General features: G+C 39.6%; 22 protein-coding genes. All 22 read right to left on the bottom strand.

The window, feature by feature from the left end; genetic code table 11:
• Positions 1 to 5 precede the first annotated feature (5 nt).
• The 22 genes from DBT50_RS04705 to DBT50_RS04600 all read right to left on the bottom strand — a co-directional run bounded on the left by DBT50_RS04705 (position 6) and on the right by DBT50_RS04600 (position 26,542).
• Positions 6 to 890 (bottom strand): ABC transporter permease, encoded by an 885-nt coding sequence (locus DBT50_RS04705; RefSeq protein WP_111853195.1) that lies wholly within the window; start codon positions 888 to 890, stop codon positions 6 to 8.
• Between the two features lie 81 nt (positions 891 to 971).
• Positions 972 to 1,937 (bottom strand): ABC transporter substrate-binding protein, encoded by a 966-nt coding sequence (locus tag DBT50_RS04700; protein ID WP_111853194.1) that lies wholly within the window; start codon positions 1,935 to 1,937, stop codon positions 972 to 974.
• An 811-nt stretch (positions 1,938 to 2,748) separates the two neighbouring features.
• Positions 2,749 to 3,102 carry a 30S ribosome-binding factor RbfA gene (gene rbfA / locus DBT50_RS04695; protein ID WP_013669767.1) on the bottom strand — a complete coding sequence of 118 codons (354 nt, stop codon included), beginning with the start codon at positions 3,100 to 3,102 and terminating at the stop codon, positions 2,749 to 2,751.
• 21 nt (positions 3,103 to 3,123) lie between these two features.
• Positions 3,124 to 5,388 carry a translation initiation factor IF-2 gene (gene infB / locus DBT50_RS04690; protein WP_111853193.1) on the bottom strand — a complete coding sequence of 755 codons (2,265 nt, stop codon included), beginning with the start codon at positions 5,386 to 5,388 and terminating at the stop codon, positions 3,124 to 3,126.
• A 71-nt stretch (positions 5,389 to 5,459) separates the two neighbouring features.
• Positions 5,460 to 5,741, bottom strand: a complete 282-nt coding sequence (locus DBT50_RS04685; protein WP_070560256.1) for a L7Ae/L30e/S12e/Gadd45 family ribosomal protein — start codon at positions 5,739 to 5,741, stop codon at positions 5,460 to 5,462.
• The gene (rnpM, locus tag DBT50_RS04680) at positions 5,734 to 6,030 is read right to left on the bottom strand and encodes an RNase P modulator RnpM (RefSeq protein WP_070560258.1); all 297 of its coding nucleotides are present in this window, start codon (positions 6,028 to 6,030) and stop codon (positions 5,734 to 5,736) included. The genes DBT50_RS04685 and rnpM overlap by 8 nt, the downstream gene beginning before the upstream one ends.
• Before the next feature lie 11 nt (positions 6,031 to 6,041).
• Positions 6,042 to 7,409, bottom strand: coding sequence for a transcription termination factor NusA (gene nusA / locus DBT50_RS04675; RefSeq protein ID WP_111853192.1), 1,368 nt, complete (start codon positions 7,407 to 7,409; stop codon positions 6,042 to 6,044).
• Positions 7,410 to 7,421: 12 nt separating this feature from the next.
• Positions 7,422 to 7,895, bottom strand: a complete 474-nt coding sequence (rimP, locus tag DBT50_RS04670; protein WP_111853191.1) for a ribosome maturation factor RimP — start codon at positions 7,893 to 7,895, stop codon at positions 7,422 to 7,424.
• Between the two features lie 106 nt (positions 7,896 to 8,001).
• Entirely contained in the window at positions 8,002 to 8,661 is a 660-nt protein-coding gene (locus DBT50_RS04665; protein ID WP_258455388.1) for a P-II family nitrogen regulator, read from the bottom strand.
• Between the two features lie 32 nt (positions 8,662 to 8,693).
• Positions 8,694 to 10,154 (bottom strand): DUF1538 domain-containing protein, encoded by a 1,461-nt coding sequence (locus DBT50_RS04660; protein ID WP_060778210.1) that lies wholly within the window; start codon positions 10,152 to 10,154, stop codon positions 8,694 to 8,696.
• 24 nt (positions 10,155 to 10,178) lie between these two features.
• Positions 10,179 to 10,490 carry a P-II family nitrogen regulator gene (locus DBT50_RS04655; RefSeq protein ID WP_049776761.1) on the bottom strand — a complete coding sequence of 104 codons (312 nt, stop codon included), beginning with the start codon at positions 10,488 to 10,490 and terminating at the stop codon, positions 10,179 to 10,181.
• Positions 10,491 to 10,692: 202 nt separating this feature from the next.
• Positions 10,693 to 15,006 (bottom strand): PolC-type DNA polymerase III, encoded by a 4,314-nt coding sequence (locus DBT50_RS04650; RefSeq protein WP_111853190.1) that lies wholly within the window; start codon positions 15,004 to 15,006, stop codon positions 10,693 to 10,695.
• Positions 15,007 to 15,057: 51 nt separating this feature from the next.
• Positions 15,058 to 16,320, bottom strand: a complete 1,263-nt coding sequence (gene rseP / locus DBT50_RS04645; protein ID WP_111853189.1) for an RIP metalloprotease RseP — start codon at positions 16,318 to 16,320, stop codon at positions 15,058 to 15,060.
• Positions 16,321 to 16,332: 12 nt separating this feature from the next.
• On the bottom strand, positions 16,333 to 17,124 hold the full coding sequence (locus DBT50_RS04640) for a phosphatidate cytidylyltransferase (protein ID WP_111853188.1): 792 nt from the start codon (positions 17,122 to 17,124) through the stop codon (positions 16,333 to 16,335).
• 15 nt (positions 17,125 to 17,139) lie between these two features.
• Positions 17,140 to 17,880, bottom strand: a complete 741-nt coding sequence (locus DBT50_RS04635; protein WP_070560268.1) for an isoprenyl transferase — start codon at positions 17,878 to 17,880, stop codon at positions 17,140 to 17,142.
• Positions 17,881 to 18,132: 252 nt separating this feature from the next.
• Complete coding sequence (gene frr, locus DBT50_RS04630) at positions 18,133 to 18,693, bottom strand: ribosome recycling factor (protein WP_013669985.1); 561 nt, start codon at positions 18,691 to 18,693, stop codon at positions 18,133 to 18,135.
• Between the two features lie 4 nt (positions 18,694 to 18,697).
• On the bottom strand, positions 18,698 to 19,414 hold the full coding sequence (gene pyrH, locus DBT50_RS04625; RefSeq protein ID WP_013669226.1) for a UMP kinase: 717 nt from the start codon (positions 19,412 to 19,414) through the stop codon (positions 18,698 to 18,700).
• A gap of 82 nt (positions 19,415 to 19,496) precedes the next feature.
• Positions 19,497 to 20,372: a translation elongation factor Ts gene (gene tsf, locus DBT50_RS04620; RefSeq protein ID WP_060778204.1), complete on the bottom strand. Its 876-nt coding sequence runs from the start codon at positions 20,370 to 20,372 to the stop codon at positions 19,497 to 19,499.
• A gap of 147 nt (positions 20,373 to 20,519) precedes the next feature.
• Positions 20,520 to 21,305 carry a 30S ribosomal protein S2 gene (gene rpsB, locus DBT50_RS04615; protein ID WP_060778203.1) on the bottom strand — a complete coding sequence of 262 codons (786 nt, stop codon included), beginning with the start codon at positions 21,303 to 21,305 and terminating at the stop codon, positions 20,520 to 20,522.
• A 174-nt stretch (positions 21,306 to 21,479) separates the two neighbouring features.
• Positions 21,480 to 22,058 carry a sugar O-acetyltransferase gene (locus DBT50_RS04610; RefSeq protein ID WP_070560270.1) on the bottom strand — a complete coding sequence of 193 codons (579 nt, stop codon included), beginning with the start codon at positions 22,056 to 22,058 and terminating at the stop codon, positions 21,480 to 21,482.
• Between the two features lie 13 nt (positions 22,059 to 22,071).
• A complete protein-coding gene (locus DBT50_RS04605; protein ID WP_083300517.1) occupies positions 22,072 to 23,286 on the bottom strand; it encodes a CapA family protein in 1,215 nt (404 codons plus the stop codon).
• Between the two features lie 37 nt (positions 23,287 to 23,323).
• Positions 23,324 to 26,542 (bottom strand): DEAD/DEAH box helicase, encoded by a 3,219-nt coding sequence (locus tag DBT50_RS04600; protein WP_070560273.1) that lies wholly within the window; start codon positions 26,540 to 26,542, stop codon positions 23,324 to 23,326.
• Between the last annotated feature and the right edge of the window lie 142 nt (positions 26,543 to 26,684).

The raw sequence follows: 26,684 nt of genomic DNA, 5'->3' as shown, positions 1-26,684 counted from the left end.
TTTCTTTAATCATTTAAATGAGCGCTTTTCTTAGTCTTCCATTCTACTTGTGGGCCCCATAGGATAATTGCTAAGACTATGGCGGATAGTATCTTGATATCACTTGGTAAAATCGGAATATATTTCATGATTAAGTCGATAATTACTCGGTAGATAATCGCACCCAAAATAATTGACAATAAACGACTTGGTAATTTTACTTGGCTTAATAAGACTTCGCCAATCACAATGGCAGCTAGACCAATGACGATGGTTCCGGTTCCCATTGATAGGTCAGCATAGCCGTTATACTGAGCGATTAAAGCCCCCGATAGAGCAATCAAGGCATTGGAAATCATGTAGCCCACTAATTGCACGTGGTCCGTTCGAATCTCGTTAGCTTCTGCCATTAAGGCATTATCACCAGTTGCAATTAAACTCAATCCGTACTCAGTGCCCATAAAAATCACAAGTCCTAAAACAATAACCATGACGGTTAATAAGCCTAGTAAAAATGGTGACCATGTTGTCGATAAGCCTAAGTTCTCTAAGGAAGTTAACAAGGTTTTTTCTCCTAATAAGGGGGTGTTGGCTTGTCCCATAACTCTTAAGTTAACGGAGTAAAGGCCGGTCATGGTTAAGATCCCTGCTAAGAGGGCCGGTATTTTCATCTTTGTGGTCATGAAACCAGTTAGAAAGCCAGCCAGAGCGCCTGCTAGAAGTGCTGCTAGAACCGCTAATAAAGGGGGTACCTGATTGACTAATAATTTAGCACAGACTGCCGCCCCCAGAGGGAAACTCCCCTCAGCCGATAAGTCGGCTAAGCCTAAGATTCTAAAAGTAATATATACCCCAATGGCCAAAATTGACCACATCATTCCCTGCGAAACACTAGATATCATTAAATCCATTCTTTTTGCACCTCTTCTAAATATGCCTTGTCTGGCTATTTAACTTTCATTTCCTTTAATAATTATTGATCGCTTTGATTACTATTCCTTCAAACGTGCTTTCAATTCTTCACTGTCCATTCCCAAGGCAGCAGCCATTTCATCGTTTACTTTAACGACTAGGTCCTTAGACATTTCTACTGGAGTTTCTTCAGGCTTTTTATCGCCCTTGAGAATATCCACTGCCATATTCCCGGTTTGTTGTCCCAATTTATAGTAGTCTACCCCATAGGCACATAGGGAACCTTCAATAGCAGCATCGAAAGCGGCTACGGATGGTGTCTTGGTCTCCATTAAGACTTTACCGATCGTTTGAATGGTATTAGCAATCGTGTTATCTGTTGGAAGGTAAATTCCATCTACTTTTTCTGCTAAGATTTTAGTCGCTTGTTGGACATCATTAGTTGATGTCACCGTCATACTTTCGACCTTTAAGCCCTTGGATTCAATATATTCCTTGGCTTGTTCATATTGGACTTCTGAGTTTACTTCACTTGAGTTATATAAAATCCCGATGGTTTTGATGGATGGATCAGCCTTTAATAATAAATCAACAACATCACCGACAGGAGCCATATCACTAGTACCGGTCATATTTTTACCCGGTTTTTCCATACTTTCAACTAATTTAGCGCCGACAGGATCAGTCACTGCCGTAAATAATTGCGGGGTCTCTTTGTCAGTGTTCAGCATGGCTTGTGCAGCTGGAGTAGCAATACTTAAAATCAGGTCCTTTTTTCCCTTTAATTGTTGGGTAATGCTTTGTAAGTTCGATTGATCGCCTTGGGAATTGTGGAATTCAATCGCTAAATTCTTTCCTTCTTCATAGCCGGCTTCTTTCAGGCTATCTTGGAAACCTTCCTTAGCTCTTTGTAGGGAATCATGTTCCATATATTGGATAATCCCCACATCCACCTTATCATTACTACTTTCCTTGCCTTGATTTGAACAAGCGGCTAATGTACAGGTTAATAGACCGGCTGCTAGATAACGTAAATATTTTTTCATCATTTTTCCTCCATAAAACTAAATAAACACAATTGATTTGCTATTTTTTCTGACTGCTAAACGGACCTTCCATACTATCACTCTCCCAAAAGGTATAAAAAAAGCCCACCTAGTTTGGACAAAACTAAATGGGCTTATTAATAGCATATATTAATGGTGGTGCCACCCAGATAGAATTTATCCATTCTATGAGGGCTAGACACGCTTAAGATCCTTAGCCATCATAGATACAAACTTGAGTTTGACGTTTGTATCTATGATGTTTCATAGTACAAACGCTATCTAAAATAGCTAAAGTAAAATCGTACATTTTGATAAGTAGAGCATGCGCTCTGCTTGATAAGATATTTAACTGACATGATCACATGCTCCTTTCTTAAGCTGTTGAAGTAATATTAAACAATTTTTAAGGCAGAGTCAACTCTTAATTTAAAATATAAGTTTATATTTTCTAGATTTTTAAATTTGATTTTTTAAATAAAAGAGCGAAAAGACTTATTTAAGGGTATTCTTGGAGAATATTTTTTTAAAATCGATCTATTATTTTGATCGATCTTGATCATTATTTCAAAACAAGCTCTGATTTCTTAATCCACTCGGCTAGTCTTTTATTAAAATTTCATTTCTAAGTTTCAGTTTAAAAGAAAAAAGAGGCCTACAGATACACAGCCTCTTTTCAAAATATGTTTCAAGCGCTGAGCAAGCTTTCGTTGGAAGAAGATGGTGGAAAAATCTCTTTGAAAATTTTGACACATTTTTCTTCCAACGGTCTTGCTCTTTGACGCGCTTGTCACAGTCTCTTCTAAGAATATTAATCTTCTTTATTTAACTGAGCCAATAACTGGTCAATACGTTGACCATATTCGATCGATTCATCCCGCTTAAAGACAACTTCTGGTGTCTTATAAATACGTAAGCGTTGACCTAACAACGAACGTACTAAGCCACTGACCTTATCAAGTCCCTTTTGCACTTTTTCATGTTCACTTTGTGAATCGGATAAGGTGGAATAATAGATGGTAGCGTTTTGTAAATCACCAGTTAAATCAACATCAGTAATGGTAATATTTTTGACACGAGGATCTTTCACTTCTTTACGCAGAATCGAGTTAACTTCGCGTAAGATTTCTTGGCTAACTCGCTCTACGCGACGATTCGTAGACATAAAACCACTCCTTGTTAAATATTAACGCTTCACTTCTACCATATGGTAGGCTTCGATTTGATCGTCAACTTTAATATCATTATAGTCTTCAATCATCAATCCACATTCATAGCCTTTGTTAACTTGTTTAACATCATCTTGGAAACGGCGTAATGAAGATAATTGACCTTCATAGATAACAATATTATCGCGAATTAAGCGAATTTTACTGTTTCTTTCGATATATCCATCCGTGACATAACCTCCACCGATAGTTCCTAACTTAGAAACATGGTAGGTTTCCCGAATCGTTACATAACCCGTAATTTCTTCTTTATATTCTGGATCTAACTGACCTTTCATTGCATCTTCAACTTCTTGAAGCGCGTTGTAGATCACGTTATGAAGACGAATTTCGACTTCTTCTTCTTGGGCTTGGGTTTTAGCTGTTGGCGTTGGTCTGACATTGAAGCCAATAATAACTGCATTGGAAGCTGCCGCTAAGGATACATCACTCTCGTTAATGGCACCGACAGCACCATGAATAATATCAACCTTAACGCCTTCAACATCAATTTTCTTCATACTGGAGGCAATAGCCTCAACAGAACCTTGGACATCGGCCTTAATAATAATATTAACGGTCTTCATTTCGCCTTCTTTAATGGTATCAAACAGGTTATCAAGGGTGACCTTATGGGTTTGATGGCGGCGTAATTCTTGAGCTTGTTGGGCACGACGTTCACCAATATTTCTGGCAGTCTTTTCATCATCAAAGACCACAAAACGGTCGCCTGCTTGAGGAGCTTCTTGTAAACCGGTAATTTCAATTGGTGTTGAAGGACCTGCTGACTTAATCCGACGACCTTGGTCGTTAGTCATGGTACGAACCCGTCCATAAGTGTCTCCTACAACAATAGCGTCTCCTTGGTGTAAAGTCCCTTCTTGAACCAAAATAGTCGCTACGGCACCACGATGGGCATCTAATTCCGCTTCAATCACAGAACCAAGGGCGTTGCGATTAGGATTGGCTTTTAGTTCTTCAACTTCAGCCACTAAGAGAATCATTTCAAGTAATTCATCAATATTTTCACCAAACTTGGCTGAAATATTAACAAAAATGGTATCGCCGCCCCATTCTTCTGGAATCAACTCATATTCGGTTAATTCTTGTTTAACGCGGTCAGGGTTGGCCTGTGGTTTATCAATTTTATTAACTGCTACGATAATAGGTACTTCAGCGGCCTTAGCATGGTTAATGGCTTCAACAGTTTGTGGCATAACACCATCATCAGCTGCTACAACAATGACGACAATATCGGTAACGTCAGCTCCACGTGAACGCATGGTAGTGAAGGCCGCGTGCCCCGGAGTATCTAAGAAGGTAATTTCTTTGTCATTAGCATGGACTTGGTAGGCACCAATATGTTGGGTAATGCCACCAGCTTCCCCTTCAACCACGTTGGCGTGTCTTAAGTAATCTAGTAAGGTAGTTTTCCCGTGGTCAACGTGACCCATAATGGTTACAACGGCTGGACGTTCTTGTAAATTATCCGCTTTTTCTTCTTTAGCCTCTTCAAAATAATGGTCGAAGTCAGTAGGATCAATGATAACCTTTTCTTCAGCTTCAATGCCATATTCAGCTAAAATTAATTGAATAGTATCTGAATCTAAATCTTGGTTTTGGTTGGCCATAACACCAAGCATCATCAAACTCTTAATAATATCAGCTGGAGACCTTTTGATTTTTTTAGCTAACTCAGCAACGGTCATGCCATCAGTAAATTCAATTTTTTCTGGGCTTTCTTTTTTCTTGCGGCTAGGAGCCGAAGAATTATTATGTTGGACTTTTTTACGTTGATTATGTTTTAAATGCTTGTCCTCATATTTTGATTGTTTGTTATTTTTACGGCGATTCTTTTTATTGTTTTTCTTATTGGCCTTTTTATTAGTGTTTGATTGGCTGTTCTTGCCGGATTGACCGTCCTTCTTTTTATGGTCTTGGCCTTTTTCTTCTTGCTTATTCGCTGGTTTTTTCTCGCCTTTGTTATGATTATGCTTTTCTTGTTTTTTACCAGCTTTTTCAGACTGAGATTGCTTATTACCTTGTTTCTCTTGGCTAGACTCTTTTTGCTTAGGCTGACTTTTTCCCTTTGCAAAATACTTTTCCATGGTTTGGATATCTTCATCTGTCATCGAAGACATATGGCTAGTGTAGGATAATCCAGCCTTTTTAGCACTAGCTAATAACTCCTTACTAGAAATATTTTTTTCTTTTGCATATTCATAGACACGTTTTTTTGACATGTCATCACCTTCCTTAATCTTATCGCTTCATGATTTGTTCTCTCCTATAAGAAATATCACTTGAAACACAATCAATTAAATTTTTTAGCAAAGCCTTGATTAGTAAAAGCGCAAATTGACCGCTTCTTACCGAGGGCTTGGCTTATCTCTGCTTGGGTAAATTCTAAACTCAAGGGAACTTGGTAAAAATCACATTTGTTCTTAATGGTTTTTAATGAACGCTCACTTAAATCTGTCGCTGCGATGACGTGAAGTGCCTTACCCTTTTGAACGGCTTCAATAACGCTGCTTTCTCCACTGATCAAGCCACCGGCAACCTGGGCAAGCCCTAAAAGATTTAAGCGCTTATTCATTGCCATATAGCTCTTTTCTAGCTTTCATATGATCAGCGTAATCCTTTAATTCATTATAAAAAGCGTCATCAATGCTAACTTCCAAGTGCTTGTCCAGTAGGTGCTTATCCCATGCCTTTTGAACTATGTCAGGGTCGGTCGCTACATAGGCACCGCGTCCATTCATTTTCCCACTCGGGTCAATAGCAACTTCGCCCTCTGGTGTACGGACAACCCGAATTAACTCTTTTTTTGGAAATTGCTCATTAGACACCACACACCGACGCATCGGTATTTTGCGCTTTTTCATAAATATCCCCTCTATTCTTTTTCGAGATCTTGACCTTCATCCAACAATTCATCGTATGTCACTTCATCGGATTCTTCAACATCTGAAACAATTTCTTCCATATCATCAGGATGGATATTTTCTTCATCGTAATTTTCGAAACCAGCTTGGTCATCTGCTGAAACTTCTGATAATAAAGGATCAGTTTCCTCACTAACTAGAGAATCAGAGGCTAAGGCAGCCGGATCACTCATGAGTTCTTCCCCTGCGTTAACATCGTTTAAGAGGCTTTCGACTTCTTCACTCTCAGCTTCAAGATTTTGATCTTGTAAAAATTTTTCTTTGTATTCTTCAGAATCTTGATAGTCTTCATACTCAGTTTCAGACTTAATATCAATCTTATAACCCGTTAACTTAGCTGCTAGACGAGCGTTTTGCCCTCGCTTACCGATGGCTAAAGACAAATGATTGTCTGGAACAACGACTACACAAGCCTGTTCATTAGGCACAAAATGAACAGCGAGAACATCAGCTGGATTTAAAGCATTGGCAATAAGAACCGCAGGATCCTCATCCCATTCGATAATATCCATATTTTCACCCTTTAGTTCATTAACCACTGTTTGCACCCGGCTACCTCTAGGCCCCACACAGGTCCCCACTGGATCCACATTAGGGTCATTAGAATAAACAGCTAGCTTAGACCGATCGCCTGCTTCTCTAGCAATTGCGCGAATTTCAACGGTTCCATCGTAGATTTCTGGCACTTCCTGCTCAAATAAGCGTTTTAGCATATTAGGATGAGTACGACTCACGTAAATTTGAGGCCCTTTTGTAGTATTTTCAACCCTTTCCACATAAACTTGGATACGGTCATGGGGTTGGAAATACTCTCCAGGGATTTGTCCCTCAGGGGTTAAAACTGCCTCAATTTTACCTAAATTCACATAGATATAGCGCCGGTCTTGTCTTTCCACTGTCCCAGTTAACAAGTCATCTTCATAATCGATAAATTCTTCATAAATGATTTCACGTTCTGCTTCACGTAAACGTTGGGTGATGACCTGCTTGGCTGTTTGTGCTGCGATACGCCCAAAGTCCTCAGGGGTGACTTCAAAGCGAATTTTATCGCCAATTTCGTAACCCCGATTGATTTCCAAAGCATCCTCTAGGGATACTTCTAAATTAGAGTCCATCACGGTTTCCACCACTTCTTTTACAGAATAAACGTGGAAACTCCCTTTTTTTTCATCAAAAACAACTTCGACATTTTGTGCCTGGTCGAAATTTCGCTTGTAAGCAAAGACCAATGCTGATTGCACAGCATCTATAATGGTATCCTTTGATATACCTTTTTCTTGTTCTAACATTTCAAAGGCTTGAATTAGTTGTTTACTCATTTCTATCCCTCTTTAAAATTCTATTGCCAAACGAATTAAAGACACGCTTTTACGCGGAAAGTCTTGAACTAAACGTCGGGTCTTATCTTTTACTTCTAAAGTAAAATATTGTTCACTAGCTTCTAAAAGGCGTCCTTCAACAAATTTGCTACCATCAATTTCATGGTAGAAATTTAAATGAACCCATTTACCAATTGCTTGTTGGATGGCATTATCATTATTTAAAGGACGTTCCGCTCCAGGAGAAGATACTTCTAGGTAGTAAGCTTGGGGAATAGGGTCGTTTTCGACATTGTCTAAGATTTCAGAAATCTTTTCACTTGCTTTTACACAATCAGCGATCGTTATGCCGTCATTATTATCTATGTAGATGCGTAAATACCAATCCTTACCCTCTTTGGAAAAAGTGATATCAAATAATTGATATCCCATTTCATTAATATCAGCTTCAATTAATGCTTTCACTTGGTCAGTAACTTTAGCCATACTTCCCTCACTTTCTACTCATGAAAAAGAGTGAGCGCTAGCGCTCACTCCTTCCTTCCTATAACAACACTAATATTTTAACATATTTTTCATTAACTAGCAATAGCTAGCCTTTTTTCCCCTGAGCAATCAAGCCACTGACACTTGAGATCGGCAAGGAAAAAATTAGCCCATGGCCTGGCTCCGTAATTTTCATTGTCTCTGAAATGTTATCTGTTACTTGTTTAATTTTATTGGCGGGAAGAACCATCCAAACAATTTCTTTTTCGGGTTCAATTTGAATGGAAAAAATGCTGGATTTTTCATGGGCGCCACTTCCACGACCATGTAAAATCGTTGCTCCCTTAGCCCCTTCGTCACGGGCAGCATCAACCACTTGATCAGCTAAATCCCTTTGTACTATGGTTACCAGGAGCTGGTCTTTGTTTTTTTGGTCTGCCTCATTAAAGAAATAGCTATGGTTTTGATTGCCTAAATAAGAAGATACATCAAAAGAAAATAGGACACCTGTCCCCTTTTTCTTTAATTTAAGGGCATCTTCTAAATGGGCATGGATTTCCGCTTCTTTTTCTTTTGGAACAATGGTTAAAAAGATTTCACGTTCGGTTCCTTGTAAACCCAAGGACCGCAATAAGTTGCTTTGAACAGTCCCGTAGGCTCTAATAATCGTTCCACCTGATGCACCAGCTTGTTTGGCGCGCTTCAATAAACGGCTAGCCATCCCTTCTTTAACAATGGCTAAAAATAAAACTGGTTCTTTATTCACTTTTATTCCCCTTTCTCCATCAGCGCTTATACTTAATCACTTGTCTTTGTTTGAATCTTAAATATTAATCCGAGTAATTCTACCATGATCACTGGAATCATAGCAACAAAAGCAATCACACCAAAGGCATCTAATGCATTTGCATTGGGGAGATAGTCAGCTGCTCCTTGGGCAAAGGCTAAAATAAAAGTAGCTGTCATCGGACCAGAAGCTACCCCACCAGCGTCAAAAGCGATCCCAGTAAATAGATTAGGGACTTGGTAAGACAAGAGGATGGCCAAGGCAAAACCAGGTAAGAGGAAATGCCAGACCATTAACTGGTCACTGGAAATTCGTAACATGGACAAACCAACTGCTAGAGCCACCCCTATGGAGAGTGCAATCATAAGGATTTTATTAGGAATATATCCACCCGTAACATCCTCAACTTGGTCTCCCAAGACATGGACAGCCGGCTCAGCGAGGACAACAACTAAACCAAGAATAAATCCAGTAATAATTAACCATAGATTTCCTCTTTCAGCCATGGCTTGGCCAAGGAATTTCCCCATATCCATGAAACCTTCATGGACACCAACTAGGAAAATAGTTAAACCAATCACCGTATAAATAATTCCTTTAAAAATATCCATCAATTCTTCTTTATCAAGTTGGAAATGTCTCCAGTTCATATAGATAAATAAGAGAACAATCGGGATAAGGGCAATAATCGATTCAACTAGAGTCGGCAGAAAACTGGATACAATCGCATAAAACACATTTTGTGTCGGTTCAACCACCGATTCAGCTGGTTGAATATTACTTTGCGATAATAGAATCAGTAAAAGGGTCGCTAAGATTGGCCCAGTACTCATGGCGCCAACCAGACCAAAGGCGTTGTCTTCAGCGTCCTTTCCCCCCATCCTTTGGGCAAGGGAACCTGACAAGGCTAAAATAAAGGGAGTGGTTAATGCCCCTGTAGTCGCGCCAGAAGCGTCAAAGCCCATAGCAATGTTAGAATCTTCAGAAAAAATAGCTAGTATTAAAATAATTCCGTAAACAAGTGCAAAGAAATGCTTTAAAGCAATTCGTTTCAAGAGTCGAAATACTCCAAATGCAATCATGATCCCCACACCAATAGAGACTGATAAGACGACTAGTTGCTGACTCAAGGCACCTGAAGTCGCCTCTTGAATTTGCAGACCCAGTATCAATAAGTCTGGCTCAGCGATAGTCACTGCAAAACCAATAATAAAACTGATTACTGCAATGACCTTAACCGAGCTATTTCCGGCAACATAGTGACCTAAGTGATTTCCAATTGGGGTCATCCCCACATCAATACCAGTTAGAAAAATCGTCAGCCCTAACATGAGTAAAATCGCCCCGATAATAAAAGCGAGCAACATATTAGCCGGCACATCAACCACAAAAAATGATAGCACTAATACAATTGCCACCACAGGTAATACCGAGTAAGCTGTTTCTTTAAAACTATCAATTAAAACATCCATAGACGCTCTCCTTTCTTTCAGATTTTATTCAATTTCACGCAATAAACCGGTCGTATTATTGACAGGTAGGGAAAAGGTAATTCCTGAATTTGGTGATCTTAGGTTCATTTTTTCAACAATAGCCTGGGAAATGGCACTTACCTTTTCACTATCTACCACCATTAAGACAATATCTTTTTCTTCTTCGATGGTGACATCAAAAGCGGCTTCATAATCTTTATAACCCGCTCCACGTCCCTTAACGACAGTAGCTCCGACAGCTCCCGCTTCCCGGGCAGTTTTGATCACATCGCGACCATATTTATGGTCAACAATGGTAATAATCATTTCTTGCATCATAACAGCTCCTCTCTTCAAAAGATTCAGTCACTTTAAAAGTGAATATGAACAAATAAAAATAAGTTTACTTTGATCGTAACATAGCAATCTAGCGATTAGCTAGTAAAAGGCATCCTGGCAGGCTAGATCAAACTTATAATAAATAAACAGGGCTACCCCTTTAGACAGCCCTGTTTTATATAATAAGTTTTCCCTTTTTCTAAAAGTCAAACAAAGATAATTGATTTTCTTCCGGTAAGCCATTTAGTGCATTGCACTCATCTAAATGATCGATAACTGATTGGCTGACCTTACCACGGATCTTCAGATCTTCTTTTGATAAGAAAGGAGATTCTTCTCTGGCTTTAACGACTTGTTGAGCCACGCTGACACCTAGTCCAGAAACAGCACGGAATGGCGCAATTAAGGTATCATCTCCTTCGATAACGAAGTCTTTGGCGTCTGATTTCTCTAAATCAACCATCTTAAATTTCAAACCACGCTCCCACATTTCATTGACTAATTCTAGCACAATTTGTAGGGCCTTTTCTTTGGCACTGGCATCATTACCCTTAGCCTTTATCTCTTTAAGACGGTCCTTGTTCGATTCTAAACCGCCTGCCATGGCTTTCAAATCAAAATCTTCAGCCCTGACGCTGAGATAGGCACAATAGTACCAGATAGGATGGTGCACTTTGAACCAAGCTACTCGCAAGGCATTAATCACATAAGCAGCCGCATGGGCTTTAGGGAACATATACTTAATTTTTTCGCAGGAATCCATGTACCATTCTGGTACCTCATGTTCTTTCATGATCGCTTGATGTTCAGGTGACAGCCCTTTCCCCTTTCTTACCTTTTCCATAATTTGGAAAGAATCGCTTTTAGGAACTCCCATATGAATCAAATCCATCATAATGTCGTCCCGACAACCAATAACATCCTTTAATTCCATGCCCTTTTCACTAACCAAGGTTTCGGCATTCCCCAGCCAAACATCAGTACCATGAGATAGACCTGAAATTTGTAATAATTCAGCAAAAGTGCTGGGATGAGTAGCTTCTAGCATCTGTCTAACGAAAGGCGTTCCAAATTCAGGAATACCCAGGGTTCCGGTTTTGGAAAAAATTTGATCTGGAGACACCCCAAGGGAGTCGGTTCCATTAAATAGTTTATAGACTTCGGGATCATCCATTGGGATATCTGTCGGCTCAATTCCCGAAAGATCTTGTAACTTACGGATAACCGTAGGATCATCGTGACCCAGGCAGTCTAATTTCAAGACATTGTCATGAATGGAATGGAAATCAAAGTGGGTGGTCCGCCAATCAGCTGTTTGCTCATCGGCAGGGTATTGGATCGGGGTAAAATCATAAACGTCCATGTTTTCTGGAATAACAATAATCCCACCCGGGTGTTGTCCAGTTGTTCGTTTTACCCCGGTAGCCCCTTTGGCGAGAAAATCTTTTTCGGTTTGCCTTAAGTTTAAATTATGGTCTCGATCATAACCTAAAACATAGCCAAAAGCGGTCTTATCAGCAACAGTAGAGATGGTTCCGGCTTTATATACGTGGTCCTCCCCAAAGAGAACCTTGGTATAGTTGTGGGCTTGGGCTTGGTATTCTCCGGAGAAGTTAAGGTCGATATCAGGTACCTTGTCCCCATTAAAACCTAAGAAGGTTTCAAACGGAATATCATGACCATCCTTAGACAAAGGCTGACCACATTCGGGACAATCCTTATCTTCTAAGTCAAAACCAGATCCAATTTCGCCATGGGTATAGAAATGGCTGTAATGGCAGTTCAGGCAGACATAGTGTGGGGGAAGAGGATTAACTTCAGTGATACCTAACATAGTGGCAGCAAAGGAAGAGCCCACTGACCCCCGAGAACCAACAATATAACCATCCTCATTCGATTTCCACACTAACTTTTGCGCAATGTAATAGATCACTGCAAAACCGTTACCAATAATACTGTCCAATTCCCGTTCTAATCTTTCTTCAATCAGTTCAGGTAAATTCTCCCCGTAAATTTCATGAGCCTTAGTAAAAGCATCATTACGAATGGACTCTTCAGCACCATCGATATGAGGAGTATACAACTTGTCGTGAATAGGTTCTACAAATTCAATAGAATCAGCTATGGCATTAGAATTAGTAACGACTAATTCAAAGGCTTTCTCTTCACCCAAAAAGGCAAAATCATCAAGCATTTCTTTGGTCGTCCTAAAATGGGCTCTAGGAAAATATTTAGAGCGGTTAGATTTTATCGAATTGATCAAAATTTCCCGGTAAATCTTATCTTCGGGGTTAAGATAATGCGCATCTCCCGTCGCTACCACTGGAATACCAAGTTCATCACCAATGTCCACTAAATCGTTAATGATATTTTCTAAAGCCTCATTATTGATAATATCTTGGTTGCGTAAGAGAGGTTCATAAGAAGCTTTGGGTTGAATTTCGAGGTAATCGTAAAACTCAGCAAATTTCTTAGCGGTTTCCTTTCCTTTCTGCATGGCAGCAGTAAAGACTTCTCCTTCTGAACAAGCGGAACCAATCAATAGATGCTCACGATGTTCCTTTAAGAGCGAGCGGGGAATACGCGGAACTCGGTGAAAATAGTCAACATTGGAGGCACTCACTAATTTAAATAAGTCCTTAAGCCCCTTTTGATTTTTGGCTAAGATGGTCGCATGGAAGGGGCGTCCCTTTTTATAGGCGTCTCCTTGACCTATATCACGGTTCAACTGATCATGGTAAACCATATCATGAGATTCTTTGGCTTCCTTAACAAAAATCCATGCCAAAGCACCCGTTGAAGTCGCATCGTAAATCGCCCGGTGGTGGTGTTCTAGAGAGACGTTAAAATGCTTGGACAAGGTGTTTAAACGGAAAGATTTCAAATGTGGGTAAAGGTAGCGAGCTAATTCCAAGGTATCAATCACTGGATTTTCTATGGTAGGTAAGCCATTTCTTTGATAGGCAGCATCAATAAAGCCAACGTCAAAACTGGCATTATGAGCGACTAAAATCGTTCCTTGACAGAAATCCAAGAAATCCTGCATCACTTCGGGTTCAGGACGAGCATTAGCTACCATACTGTCGGTAATGCCTGTCAATTCGGTGGTAAAACTAGATAAGTGATGGCCCGGATTTAAGAACTCAGAAAATTCTCCGACCACATTGCCTTTATGCATTTTTACCGCACCAATTTCAATAATCGTGTTATAAACTGCCGATAAACCGGTTGTCTCCACGTCAAAAATAACATAAGTCGCATTTTCTAATTCGACGTGGCCGGGATTATAGGCAATAGGAACTCCATCATCAACGACATAGGCTTCCATACCATAAATCAGCTTGACTCCAGTGTCTTTAGCTGCTTGACTAGCTTCAGGAAAAGCCTGGACATTACCATGGTCAGTAACAGCGATAGCTTTGTGCCCCCATGCGGCCGCCTGCTTGACAAAATCAGTCACAGAATTCGTAGCATCCAGGGCACTCATATTCGTGTGTAAGTGAAGCTCTACCCGTTTTTGATCTTCTGGCATGGTATCTTGACGTGGTTCCTTTTCAATGGCTTCCAGGTCACGTGCATTAACAACGAGGTCTCTAGCAAAACGGTCATCCATTTGGATATCACCTCGGACACGTAGCCACATACCTTCCTTGATACTATTGAAGATGGCAATATCAGCGTCACTATTAGAGAATTTTTGTACAATAAAGGCCGAAGTATAATCTGACATTTTTAAGACAAGAATGCAGCGCCCGGTTCTTAATTCCCGTATCTCAACATCAAAAACGACACCCTCCATTACCGCACGACGCTGCTCTTCAGTATAGCTTTTCATTATCTGAACTTGGTCACTAGGAATAGACCGACCGATTCGAATTTGATCTGGAGATTTAACTTGCTTAGCATTTGAAGGGGCTTGCTCACTACGCTCCTGGACAAGCTTGGCTTTTTCTTGTTCTTCCTTCTCTAGCGCTTGACGTCTAGACTGGTATTGCTCTTGCCGCTCATTCGCTTTAGCTTGATCAACAATAACCTTCAGACTTAGCTTATCGAAGCCGTGGCGCTGATAGCAATCCAGGATCGCCTGAACGTAGTTAGTTTCAACATATTCGCGAATGGGGTCATTTTCTACATAAAGGAACATCTTCCCCTGGTTAATTTTAGGAGGATTAGCATATAAAACTTGTTGAGCCATGCCATCTGACAAATTCAAGCATTCCAAAATCACGGGCCAATAAGCACTCACTTCTTGGTCACTAGCTGTACTTACTTGACTGATAATAACTTTCAATTTTACTTTGGCTATGGCTTGAAAAGTATTGGTCAGTTGGGCGTAAAAAAGCTGATAAGCAGAAAAAGGTAAGCGTTCTGGGAAACGAATATTGAATTGATAGCAGCGAGAGACTTGGTGAACAATCACCTCTTCAATAGACCCCTGCTTAATATTTTCATCATCACTCTGCCAATGCATTTGCCTAAGTAAAGTTTGAAACATCTCTTCGTTAGAAAGCATTTCATTCTCCCTTCAAAATAAAGAAACCCTCAAAAGGGCTTCTCTTTTTATTTAAAATAATCGTAAGATATCGTTCCAGGTCACGGCAATCATTAAGACCATTAATAAGACAAAACCAATCAAATTAATAATTCCCTCTGTCCGCACACTTAAAGCTTTCCCACGTATGGCTTCAATAATATTGAGGAAGGCCTTGCCCCCATCAAGGGCTGGGAAAGGCAGGAGGTTCACTATGCCTAAATTCACAGTCAGATAAGCCATTAATTGTAACACAGCAATAAAGCCGACTTCTACAGTTTGAGAGGTCGCCTGGTACATATAAACCGGACCACCAAAGTTATTAATATCAAAACCATTAACGACCATGGAAGCTATTGCGCTAATAATCCCAACGACAATCGCCCAAGTCGCTTTAAATCCATAAGCGATCTTAGCCCCAAAGGACTTATTTTGAGGTGCACGTACTCCGATTTGCCCGATTTTTTGACCTTTATCTGTTTCGACCGCTCCTACTTGAACAGCGATAGATTTTTGCTCTTGGTCACGTTCAACGGTAAAATTGACTTCTTGACCCGGGTGTTGACTGACAATTTTTTGCATGTCAGTAAAACTATCGATCTTCTCATCATTAATCTTGATGACCCGGTCTCCGCTTTCTAATCCCGCTTCTTGAGCAGCTGAGTTTTCAACCATCTCCCCTAATATTGGAGCATTGGTATAAACACCGCCTTGAAGAAAGGCGATAAGGATAAAGGCTAGGATACCTAAAATAAAATTATTCATTGGGCCCATGATATTAGTTAACAGGCGGTTAATTAAAGGGGCTGATTGGAACTGCTTGTCAAGCGGAGCATTTTTCACTAGGCTACCATTTTCTTCCAAAATATAAGCTTCTGAGCTAACAGAATATTTTTTGGATTCAGTTTCACCAAATGGAACCCCATGAATATACATAGCCTCAGACAAGTCACTATCCATCACTTCCAACGGTAGAGCCTCAATATCTTCCTCATTACTGTCTAAGCAAATTAAATCAATCACTTGATCATCATTAAAACCGACTTTAATTTGTCGCCCTGGTTCGATGACTTCATCCATATCTTCAAGACCAGCCATACGCACATAGCCACCAATTGGTAAAAGACGTAGGGTATAAGTGGTTTCTTCTCCTTCATAATGAAAAATACGTGGACCCATACCAATAGCAAACTCACGAACCATAATCCCTGACCGTTTAGCCATGATAAAGTGGCCAAATTCATGGAATATCACGATAACACTGAAAATAATAATAAAAACGATAATTGCTTTCATAGAAACTCCTTACTACAAAAATGCCACTAAATAATGGAACATTGGCAGAACAATCAATAGACTATCAAATCGATCCAGTAAGCCTCCGTGTCCTGGTAGTATTTTTCCACTATCTTTCACTTTAAAGTAGCGTTTAATGGCTGATTCAATGAGGTCGCCAAATTGCCCCAAGAGACAAAGAGCAATCGCCAAGATAACCACTGAAAGGAGTGGCAGATTCAAACTACCATTAAAAAAATTGAGGCAAAGACTATAGATGATCCCTGCCAATATCCCACCTATCGAGCCTTCGATGGTTTTATTAGGTGATATTTTAGGCGCTAACTTATGGCGGCCAAAATGAACGCCTGCTAGATAAGCAAAACTGTCATTAAACCATATAATACCAAAAGCAAAAATGACAGCAAAAAGTCCTAACCGTCGTGTCATAATCATATAATGATAACCAATACCTACATAAACGGCTGAGACAGCTAAAGCACATAGGCGCTTAAAATCCATCTGTTCAGGAAAATAAACCATGGCTATAAACAAAAAAATGATTCCAGCATAGAAGAGATCCATTACCGTTAGAGAATGGGGAACAAAAGATAAGACCCGGTCTGGCAGTAAGACAACTAACATCATCAACTGGGTAACTAGCCCCTCAAAAGAAAAAAGCGGGACATTCATCATTTTTAGTAATTCACTCAAACTAACGATTCCTAACAAGACAACTAAAGCTTCAAAATACCCTCCCCCAATAAGCAAGAAAGGTATAAAAATTACTAAAGCGATAATTGCAGTAATCGTACGCGTCTTCATAGTCATACATCCATTCTATTTTAGGCCCCCATAGCGTCTTTGACGGCTTTGGTATTCGCCAATACATGATAAAAAGATTTTTTTGTCAAAATCAGGCCACTTAGTATCAATAAAATACATTTCACTATAGGCCAATTGCCAAAGTAAATAATTACTTAACCGGACTTCCCCACTCGAGCGAATTAAAAAATCAGGGTCATTGTAAGGTGCAAGTTGTTGGGTCATGAGATGATGGCTGATCGTGTCTTCATCTATCGAGTCAAGATCTAAATCCCCAGATTTAACTTCACCGGCAATTTCCTTTACCGCCTCAACTATCTCAGCTCTACTCCCATAATTAAAGGCAATATTGAGGATTAAGCCAGTGTTATCCTTAGTCTTATCTATAGCATTTTCAATAGATTGGATAGTGTATTTAGGCACTGAGCCTTTATTCCCCATAATTTTAACCTGAACATTATTCTCTATCAATTCGGGCAAGAGTTCTGCTTCCATTAAATTAGGCAATTTCATGAGATAAGACACTTCACTACGAGGGCGTTTCCAATTTTCGGTAGAAAAGGCATATACAGTTAATATCTTGACACCGATTTGACTGGCCGCTACAGCGACGCGGCGAATGGCTTTTAGGCCCTCATGGTGTCCATCAGTACGCTTTAGACCACGTTCCTTCGCCCAACGACCGTTACCATCCATGATAATTGCAACATGCTGGGGAATTTCTAAATTAGGATCAAAAGGATGCGTTTCGTTCATAATGTTTCCACCTCAAATATAAATACTAGTTATATTGTACCGATTAGTCAGGAATTTTGTAAATCTCATTTCTCAAATTAATACCTATTTTAACATGTAAGGAGAAAAAAGCGGGAAGAATTACTTAAGAGTATCTCGCTGAATTCTAATCGCTAACAATAGGACTTAATAAAAGAAAAAGTGACTTCATATTCACCTCTTTAAAATATAAAGAAGGAATAAAAAGTCACTAATTCAAGCAATAAGTAAGGATTAACTATTTAAAATTTCATCTTCTTTATCGCTAGCAATTTTTTCCAAACGTTCAGTTACTTCATCAGTAATTTTTTGGACTTCTTTTTCATTACGACGAGCATCGTCTTCAGTGATTTCTCCGTCTTTTTCTGCTTTCTTAATGGTATCATTAGCATCACGACGAATGTTTCGAATTGCAATTTTGGCGTCTTCTAAATCACGACCAACTAACTTAGACAATTCTTGACGACGCTCCTGAGTTAGCGCAGGAATGACTAAACGAATTTTTTCCCCATCATTAGTAGGAGCTATACCTATATCCGACATTTGAATGGCACGATCAATATTGTCTAAGGCACTCCGGTCATATGGTGTCACCATTAACATTCTTGGCTCTGGAATGGTAATTGATGCGATTTGATTTAAAGGCGTATCAACCCCATAATATTCGACGTAGATACCATTCAATAAACTGGCATTGGCTACACCAGCACGAATCTTGCCGAGTTCATTTTGCAATGATTGCTCGCTCTTCTTCATACGGTTTTTTGTTTCCGTAAACAAGTTATTAATATCCATTATCCTAACCCCTTACCGTTGTTCCGATTTCTTCCCCTTCAACAACACGACGAATATTTCCACGCTCGTTAAGGTTAAAGACGACAATCGGAATATCATTATCCATACTCAAAGAACTTGCTGTTGCATCCATGACCTGTAGGCCCTTGGTAATCACTTCTGTGTGAGAAAGCTCTGAGAATTTCTCTGCATTTTGATCGACTTTTGGATCAGCTGTATAAACACCGTCTACTCCATTTTTAGCCATTAAAATAACGTCCGCTTCAATTTCTGCAGCGCGTAAAGCAGCAGCTGTGTCTGTGGAAAAATATGGATTCCCTGTTCCGCCAGCAAAGATGACTACCCGATCTTTTTCTAAATGGCGCACGGCTTTGCGACGAATATAAGGTTCAGCAATTTGTCGCATCTCGATCGAAGTTTGAACCCGGGTAGGCACTTCTAAGTTTTCTAAGGCATCTTGCAAGCCTAGGGCATTCATTATCGTAGCTAGCATCCCCATATAATCTGCTTGGGCCCGTTCCATACCAATTTCTTCGCCCGTTTTTCCACGCCAAATATTTCCGCCACCACAGACAATGGCTATTTCAACCCCTAATTGGTAGACATCCTTGAGTTCTTGGGCAATTTTTTTCATTGTTTTAGGGTCAATTCCAAAATTATTGTCGCCTGCTAGGGCTTCCCCGCTCAATTTTAAAACGATACGTTTATATTTTGTAGACATGATTCGCTCCTTAACCTTCTAATAAAAAGGCTGGGCTTAACCCAACCTATTAGTATTTTCCAACAAAGTATTTGCTGGATGATTAACGCATTTGACTTTGAACTTCAGCTGCGAAATCTTCTTCTTTTCTTTCAATTCCTTCACCAACAGCGTAGCGACGGAAATCTTCTACAGAAGCATCTTCTTTGTCTAATAATTCTTTAACAGTCATGCTGTCATCGAGTAAGTAGTCTTGGTCATTTAAGCAAACTTCAGCATAGAATTTGTGCATACGACCTTCAACCATTTTTTCAATAATCTTTTCAGGCTTACCTTCATTTTTAGCTTGTTCAGTCAAGACTTCACGTTCATGATCACGTTCTTCTTGGGGAATTTGCTCTTCACTAACATATTTAGGTGCAATCCCACTAACATGTAAGGCAAGATTTAAAGCTAATTGGTCATCAGAACTATTGACTAAAACAAGTGTAGCAATTTTCCCACCCATGTGGACATATTGTCCGAACACTTGGTCATCAGTTTTTTCAAAAACAGTGAAACGACGGAAGTTAATCCGTTCACCAATAATCGCAGTCTTTTGAGTAAGGTAGTCTTCTAAGGATTCGCCGTTAATTTCAACTTTTTCCTTAGCTTCTTCCATATCTTGTGGCTTATATTGTACTAAGGCATGTCCAATTTCATCGATAATTTCAGTGAACTTGTCATTTTTTGCAGCAAAATCAGTTTCAGTATTTACTTCTAAAATAGCTGCAGTATTGCCTTCAATATAAATCTTTGCCAAACCTTCAGCAGCAACACGATCCGCCTTCTTAGCAGCTTTCATTTGACCAGATTCACGTAAGTAATCGACAGCCTTATCGATGTCCCCATCAGTTTCTTGAAGAGCCTTCTTAGCGTCCATCATACCCACGCCAGTTTGATCACGTAATTGTTTAACTAACTTTGCACTAATTGCCATATTTTATTTTCCTCCTAGAGTGAATTCATTTCAAAAAAATAGCTATCTCATAAGTAAAAGCTACTTGAAGCTTGAGTTACCTAAGAAGATAGCTATCTACTCTTTTATATCTTACTATTTTTAGCGTTTTACTGCAACCGATTTAGATTATTCTTGGCCTTCTGCTTCTTCGTTTTCACTAGCAAATTGGGCAGCAACTTTTTCTAAATCTTCGTCTGTTGCTAATTCTTCGCTTGCATCTTCGTCATCTTCACCTTGGTTACCTTCAAGTACAGCGTCAGCTAAAGTACTTGCAATTAGGCGGATTGCACGAATGGCGTCATCGTTTGAAGGGATGACATAGTCAATATCATCAGGGTCACAGTTAGTGTCGACCATAGCAATGATTGGAATGTTTAATTTCTTAGCTTCGTTAACTGCAATTTCTTCCTTACGTGGATCAACCACAAAAATTGCATCTGGTAAGCTAGGCATATCAGCCATACCACCAAGGTTGTTCTCTAATTTTTCACGTTCTTTATTTAATTCAGAAACTTCTTTTTTAGGAAGAACATCAAAAGTACCGTCTTCTTCCATACGATCAATATCACGCATGCGTTGGATACTCTTTTGGATGGTGTCCCAGTTAGTTAACAAACCACCTAACCAACGATGGTTAACGTAGTATTGACCACAACGTAAAGCTTCTTCTTCAATGGCTTGTTGTGCTTGCTTCTTGGTTCCAACAAATAAGATGTTACCACCATTAGCAGCAATATCACGAACCACGTTGTAAGCCTTGTCTAATAATTTGACAGTTTGTTGTAAGTCAATAATATAAATGCCATTACGTTCGGTAAAAATGTAACGGTCCATTTTAGGATTCCAACGACGGGTTTGGTGACCGAAGTGAACCCCTGCTTCTAATAATTGTTTCATAGTCACTTGTGACATATCTATTACCTCCATTTGGTTATTTTTCCGCCTACGCTTCCAAGAAACGCTACTCATGCTAGAGCACCTGGCGTTTCAATCCACGCAGTGTGAAATAAATATATGTTAAACACATACTGAGCTATTATATATCATTATCAAGTAGAATACAAGGCCTATAAGGCTATTTTCAATTTAATCCGCTAAATCTTCATCTTGATCAATATAACGAACCACCTTAGCCGGCACCCCGACAGCTAGGGCGTTGTCCGGAATATCCTTAGTTACCACGCTGCCAGCTCCAATCACTGCACCAGAACCAATACTTACGCCAGGCATCACCGAGACATTGGCTCCTAGCCAACAGTTTGCCCCAACTTTAATTGGAAGAGCCCGCTCTAGGCCCTGGTTACGCTTTTTAATTTGTAGGTGGTGCTGTGCCGTATAGAAACCGCAAAAAGGGCCAATAAAGCAGTGGTCTCCTAAACTAATTGGTGCACCATCCATAAAGTAGGCAGAGTAATTGATAAAGCAATCATCACCAATACTGACATTAAAGCCATAGTCCACGTAAAAAGGCGCCAGTAATTGAGACTTATCCCCGAAATGAGCAAACAATTGTCGTAAGAAGGCCTCCTTTTGCTGAGAATCTTCGGATAGACAATCATTATATTTCTTAGCTAAGCCTTGAGCCTTTTGCCGCATAGCTAATAGCTCCTCATCATAATTAGCATCGTACCATTGACCAGCTTTCATTTTTTCGCGTTCAGACATTTTACCTTCCTTTTCATTCCTTAGGCAATTGTAAATTGACATGGTCAAGCGTTTCTTGGTAAGCGCGATCAACTCTGGCTTGAGTCGCATGATCTAATTGACCATAATACTTCCCGCCTTGAACCCAATCTTCTAAGACATAAACTGTGTAATCATATAGATCGAAGCCGTGCCCTCTTTTGCCATTAGGAGTGCGATTAACCCAGGTAGGATGGGCTTGAATAGTGTCAATTTTGGTGGTGTCTCCCTGCTTAGTCAGGCTAACATCCATCAGCACCCCTCTTTCCGTCCAAGGGTTGTCAACGGTTTCGATCCGTTGATTAGATAAGAAATTCCCCATGGAATAAATAATAAACTTATTTTCACCATTATGGTTGACCACTTCACTTGGTTGAATGACATGAGGATGGCCCCCAAAGACGAGATCAGCTCCCCAGTTAATCATCTTATGGTAGAGAGCTTTCTGTTCTTCATTAGGTTGTAACTGGTACTCAATACCCATATGCGGCATAACAATGGTTATATCCGCATTTTGCTCAGCAAAGTTAATTTCTTCCTTCATTTTTTCTTCATCAAGATCACTCATGGAAGCCTCATATTCTTTCTTGGAGAGATTTTGTTCCATACCGTTGTAGCCATATGCATAATTCAAAATGGCTATTTTAATGCCATTGACCTCTTTAATTAAGAGTTGATCAGTGGAACGTGGTGCCTTAGTATATACTCCGATCGTATCGATCCCTAAATCATTAAAGGCTTTTTGAGTTGAAGCCACACCTTCTGACCCCATATCCAAAATATGATTATTTGCTAAGGCCATCACATCATAACCAGCGTTCTTTATAGCTGAAGCGACTTCCACCGGAGCATTAAACATGGGATAACCGGTTAGCTCACGTCCTGGTGTGATGGTGCCTTCGTAATCACCAATCACCAAATCTCCCTGGCCTAACCAATCTTTAACGTAACGGAAGTTATTATTAAAATCATAAGTCCCATTTCCCTGCTCAGCAGACCAATAAACGATATCGTGGTAAAGTAGGTCCCCATTGCAAAAAATGCGCGCACTACTTGTTTTTGAAGAATTATTCTTAGGATTTAAGCTAAACTCCCAGCTTTGGCCATCCTTAGAATGCTTTAATTCTTGATAAAGAAATGCTCCTGAAATGACAATTAGTAGGGCAAAGAAAACACCTAAAAGCGCTTTTAACAGTCCTTTGATATTCATCATCTACCTCCTCTATTTTATACTTGACGTTTCACTTTTAACTTGCAGGCATATCTAAAATAAAGCGCAAGTCATCCATGGTTAAGTGGGAACTTTCTCCCATTTCCTCATCTTGGAAGAGTTCATCGAAAAGATGGCGTTTTTCTTCTTGTAATTCAGCAATGCGCTCTTCAATCGTTCCTTCGGTAATGAATCGGTAAACCTCAACATCTTTGGTCTGACCGATTCGGTGGGCCCTGCCGATAGCTTGTTCTTCAACAGAGGGATTCCACCACAGATCATAAAGAAAGACAGTATCTGCACCGGTCAGATTAATTCCTACCCCGCCAGCTCTTAGGGAGATTAAAAAGACGGATCCTTCACCTTGGTTGAAGCGGTTGACTTGATCTTGGCGTTTTTCTTTATTGGTTTTCCCTTCAATAATAAAATAGTTAATCGCTTCTTGGTCTAAATAATCCTGCATGATCGCTAGCATCGATGTAAATTGTGAAAATACCAATATTCTACGATTATTACTTAAGGCCCGTTCTAACATCCGCTTGAAATATTCAAATTTTCCACTCGTTCCTTGGTAGTCAGAATTAACTAAGGCTGGGTGGCAGCAAATTTGTCTCAAGCGGGTGATGGCAGCAAGCATTTCCATGTGTTTGTGAGAACCATTGCCATCATTATCTTTCAGGCGATCGCGAATATCTTCCAAGTAAGCAAGATAAACCGCCTTTTGATTTGATTCTAAGCTAGCATAGCGATTATGTACGGACTTATCAGGCAATTCCAATTGAACTTCCTGTTTGGTTCGACGTAAGACAAAGGGGCTAACCAATTTACGAATGCTTTCAATGGACATGGCCTGAAATTCTTTCTTCTGTGGCAGTAAACCCGGTAAGATCATTTGCATCAAAGCCCAAAACTCATTTAAATTATTCTCTAAAGGAGTCCCTGATAATCCGATCCGCATGCCGCTGTCCTGGTTAACAACTGATTGGTATAAAACCGTCCGTTCATTCTTGAGTGCTTGAGCTTCATCTAGAATCAAGACATCAAAATATTCTTGGTGGTAGGCTTCTTGGTCATTACGATAGGAATGGTAGGAACAAATCCAGATGGCCTTGGGATTTTCCTGACGAATTTTTTCTCTTTCCTCAACACTACCATCTAATACCACAACCTTCACCTCTGGAGCAAAGCGTTGAATTTCATATTTCCAATTATAAATAACAGAAGCTGGCGCTAAAATGAGCACATTGGCTTGAGGCAGTTTATCAAAGTAATCCAACAGGAAAGCCACTGTTTGAACAGTCTTCCCCAGTCCCATTTCATCAGCTAATAGCCCACCTAGGTTATATTTAGCCAATTGGCCTAACCACTGAACAGCATATTTTTGATAAGGAGCTAATTCAGTTTTTAAGCCTGGATTGCTTTGGTAATCTGACCGAGCTGGGTGGATGATATCTTGGTAGAATTGTTCAAAATCCACTGCCTGGCCTAAGGCATCTGCATATTTTAGACTTTGGTAGGCAGGAACTTGCCCCCCATTTTCCCAATGCGTATTGCCAGAACGCAGCTGTTTTAACATCTTATTCTGTTGAGGAGTAATGATTTTCTTCAAATCAATAATTTTTCCACTATCTAACTGCAGGTATTGGTCGTTTTGCTCGATAGCCTTTAAAATTTCATTGACTTCATCGTCATCAACATCATCCAGGGTGAAATTAATCGTTAAGAAGCGATTCTCTTCATTTTTACCAGTTTCTACTTTTAATTGCTTATCGTTATTTTGCCATTCCTCTAATTGTTGACTATAAGTCACCGTCCATTCATCAGGGAAGAATTTCTGACAATCGTTTAAAGCTTCCATGGTTTGATTAAAATTATCAAATTGACTAATAAATTGATTATCTGATTTTTCAAAGGCTAATTTGATAAGTTGTTGCTCGGATTGAATTTCGCCCTTAATATCTCTTAAGATAATACCCTTTTCTGGCAAAATATTTTCTCCTGGAGTATCAGATAACTGGTACTGGCCATAATGATAGATTAAATCAGCTTGTAAGAGACGATCACTGACATCTAGGGCTATCTCTACTTTCAATGGTCCCATTCCTGAGGCGAAACTTAACAATACAATATTATTGATAAGACCATGGGCAAGAATTTGGTAGCCAAAACAAGAAATAAACTCTTCAACCTCATCCGCACTAAGCTGCCACTGGTAGGAATGGTCAGCAAATGTTCCTTGCAACAATTCTAAATCATCAAAATAGCTTTGGTCAGCTTCAATTCTATAGAGATTGTAGCCATCGAAGATCATTTGGTAGAACTTATATAAGCGCATCCTAGGATTCATGATCACTAGGTAATTTCCATCCTTGTGCTGGAGTTCAAGTAAGACTGGCCGTTTGTCTTGATAAAAGTTAAGCTCAACTAAGTCATCATCGAGATAAAATTGGATATTGTCGCCATCTTGATTTGATTCACTGTGCTCTTGATAAAAATCTATCAACATGGCCAATTGCTTCTGAGATAAGAAATCTCGTTGGGGGCTTTGGTGAGATGTCGAAATATTTAATCCTGCTTCTAGGCGGTGATTGTTATTTTCCTTAATCAAAGCTAATTGGTAAAGCAAGTCATAAGTATCAGCATTAAAGGCTTCTTTCATGAGCCAGACCGCCTTATCGTGGCGGTTGGAGAGCCGATATGAGCCCGCATTTAAAAGTTGTCGATAAAAATCCGTAAAATCTTGGACATAGTAAAGTTGATCATAACCGACTTTTAGTCTTAAATAGAAGAGTCTTTCACTCGATAATTGATATTGGAGTCCAGTCATATCGTAAATTTCGAATTGAACCTTTAAACGATAGGTCTTGACTTGATCCTGGTCACTGAGCTTGTAATCCATTCTTTCACGGTAGGAAGTGAGTAATTTATCGATTGATGGATGCTGGTCCATCACATTTTCTGGATAATGAAATAGAGGTTTCTTGGAATATGCCATGGCACGCACCACATCATGGTCACGTAAAAACAATTCCACTGCAACAGTATGTGGGCAGTAAGATTTTTGTTGCCAGGTGATACAACGACAAATATCTTCTTCTTTACCAGTTCCATCTAAAATAACGATGTATTTTTCATCGTCAAGAACTTCTGCGCGCCAAATAGCTTCATTTTCATTAGGAATCACTTTTAGCACACGGTCCTGGTTAACTAGCTGCCTACCTTCCTCAATCATTTTTGTTGGTATACTCCAACGCATAAATTCACCCACTTTTTATAAATAATTAACTTCTTTGAATTAACTCATTATACCATACCAACGTAAAAGTGAATAGAATATCCAGCTTTAACGCATATGTAGAAACCTGTCATTATTAAGATTTAGATCCTACAAATAAGAA

The sequence above is a fragment of the Aerococcus tenax genome (assembly GCF_003286645.3).
GTDB lineage: Bacteria > Bacillota > Bacilli > Lactobacillales > Aerococcaceae > Aerococcus > Aerococcus tenax.
Note: the sequence above shows the minus strand (reverse complement) of the source record. Positions and strands in the feature narration are given on the sequence as shown.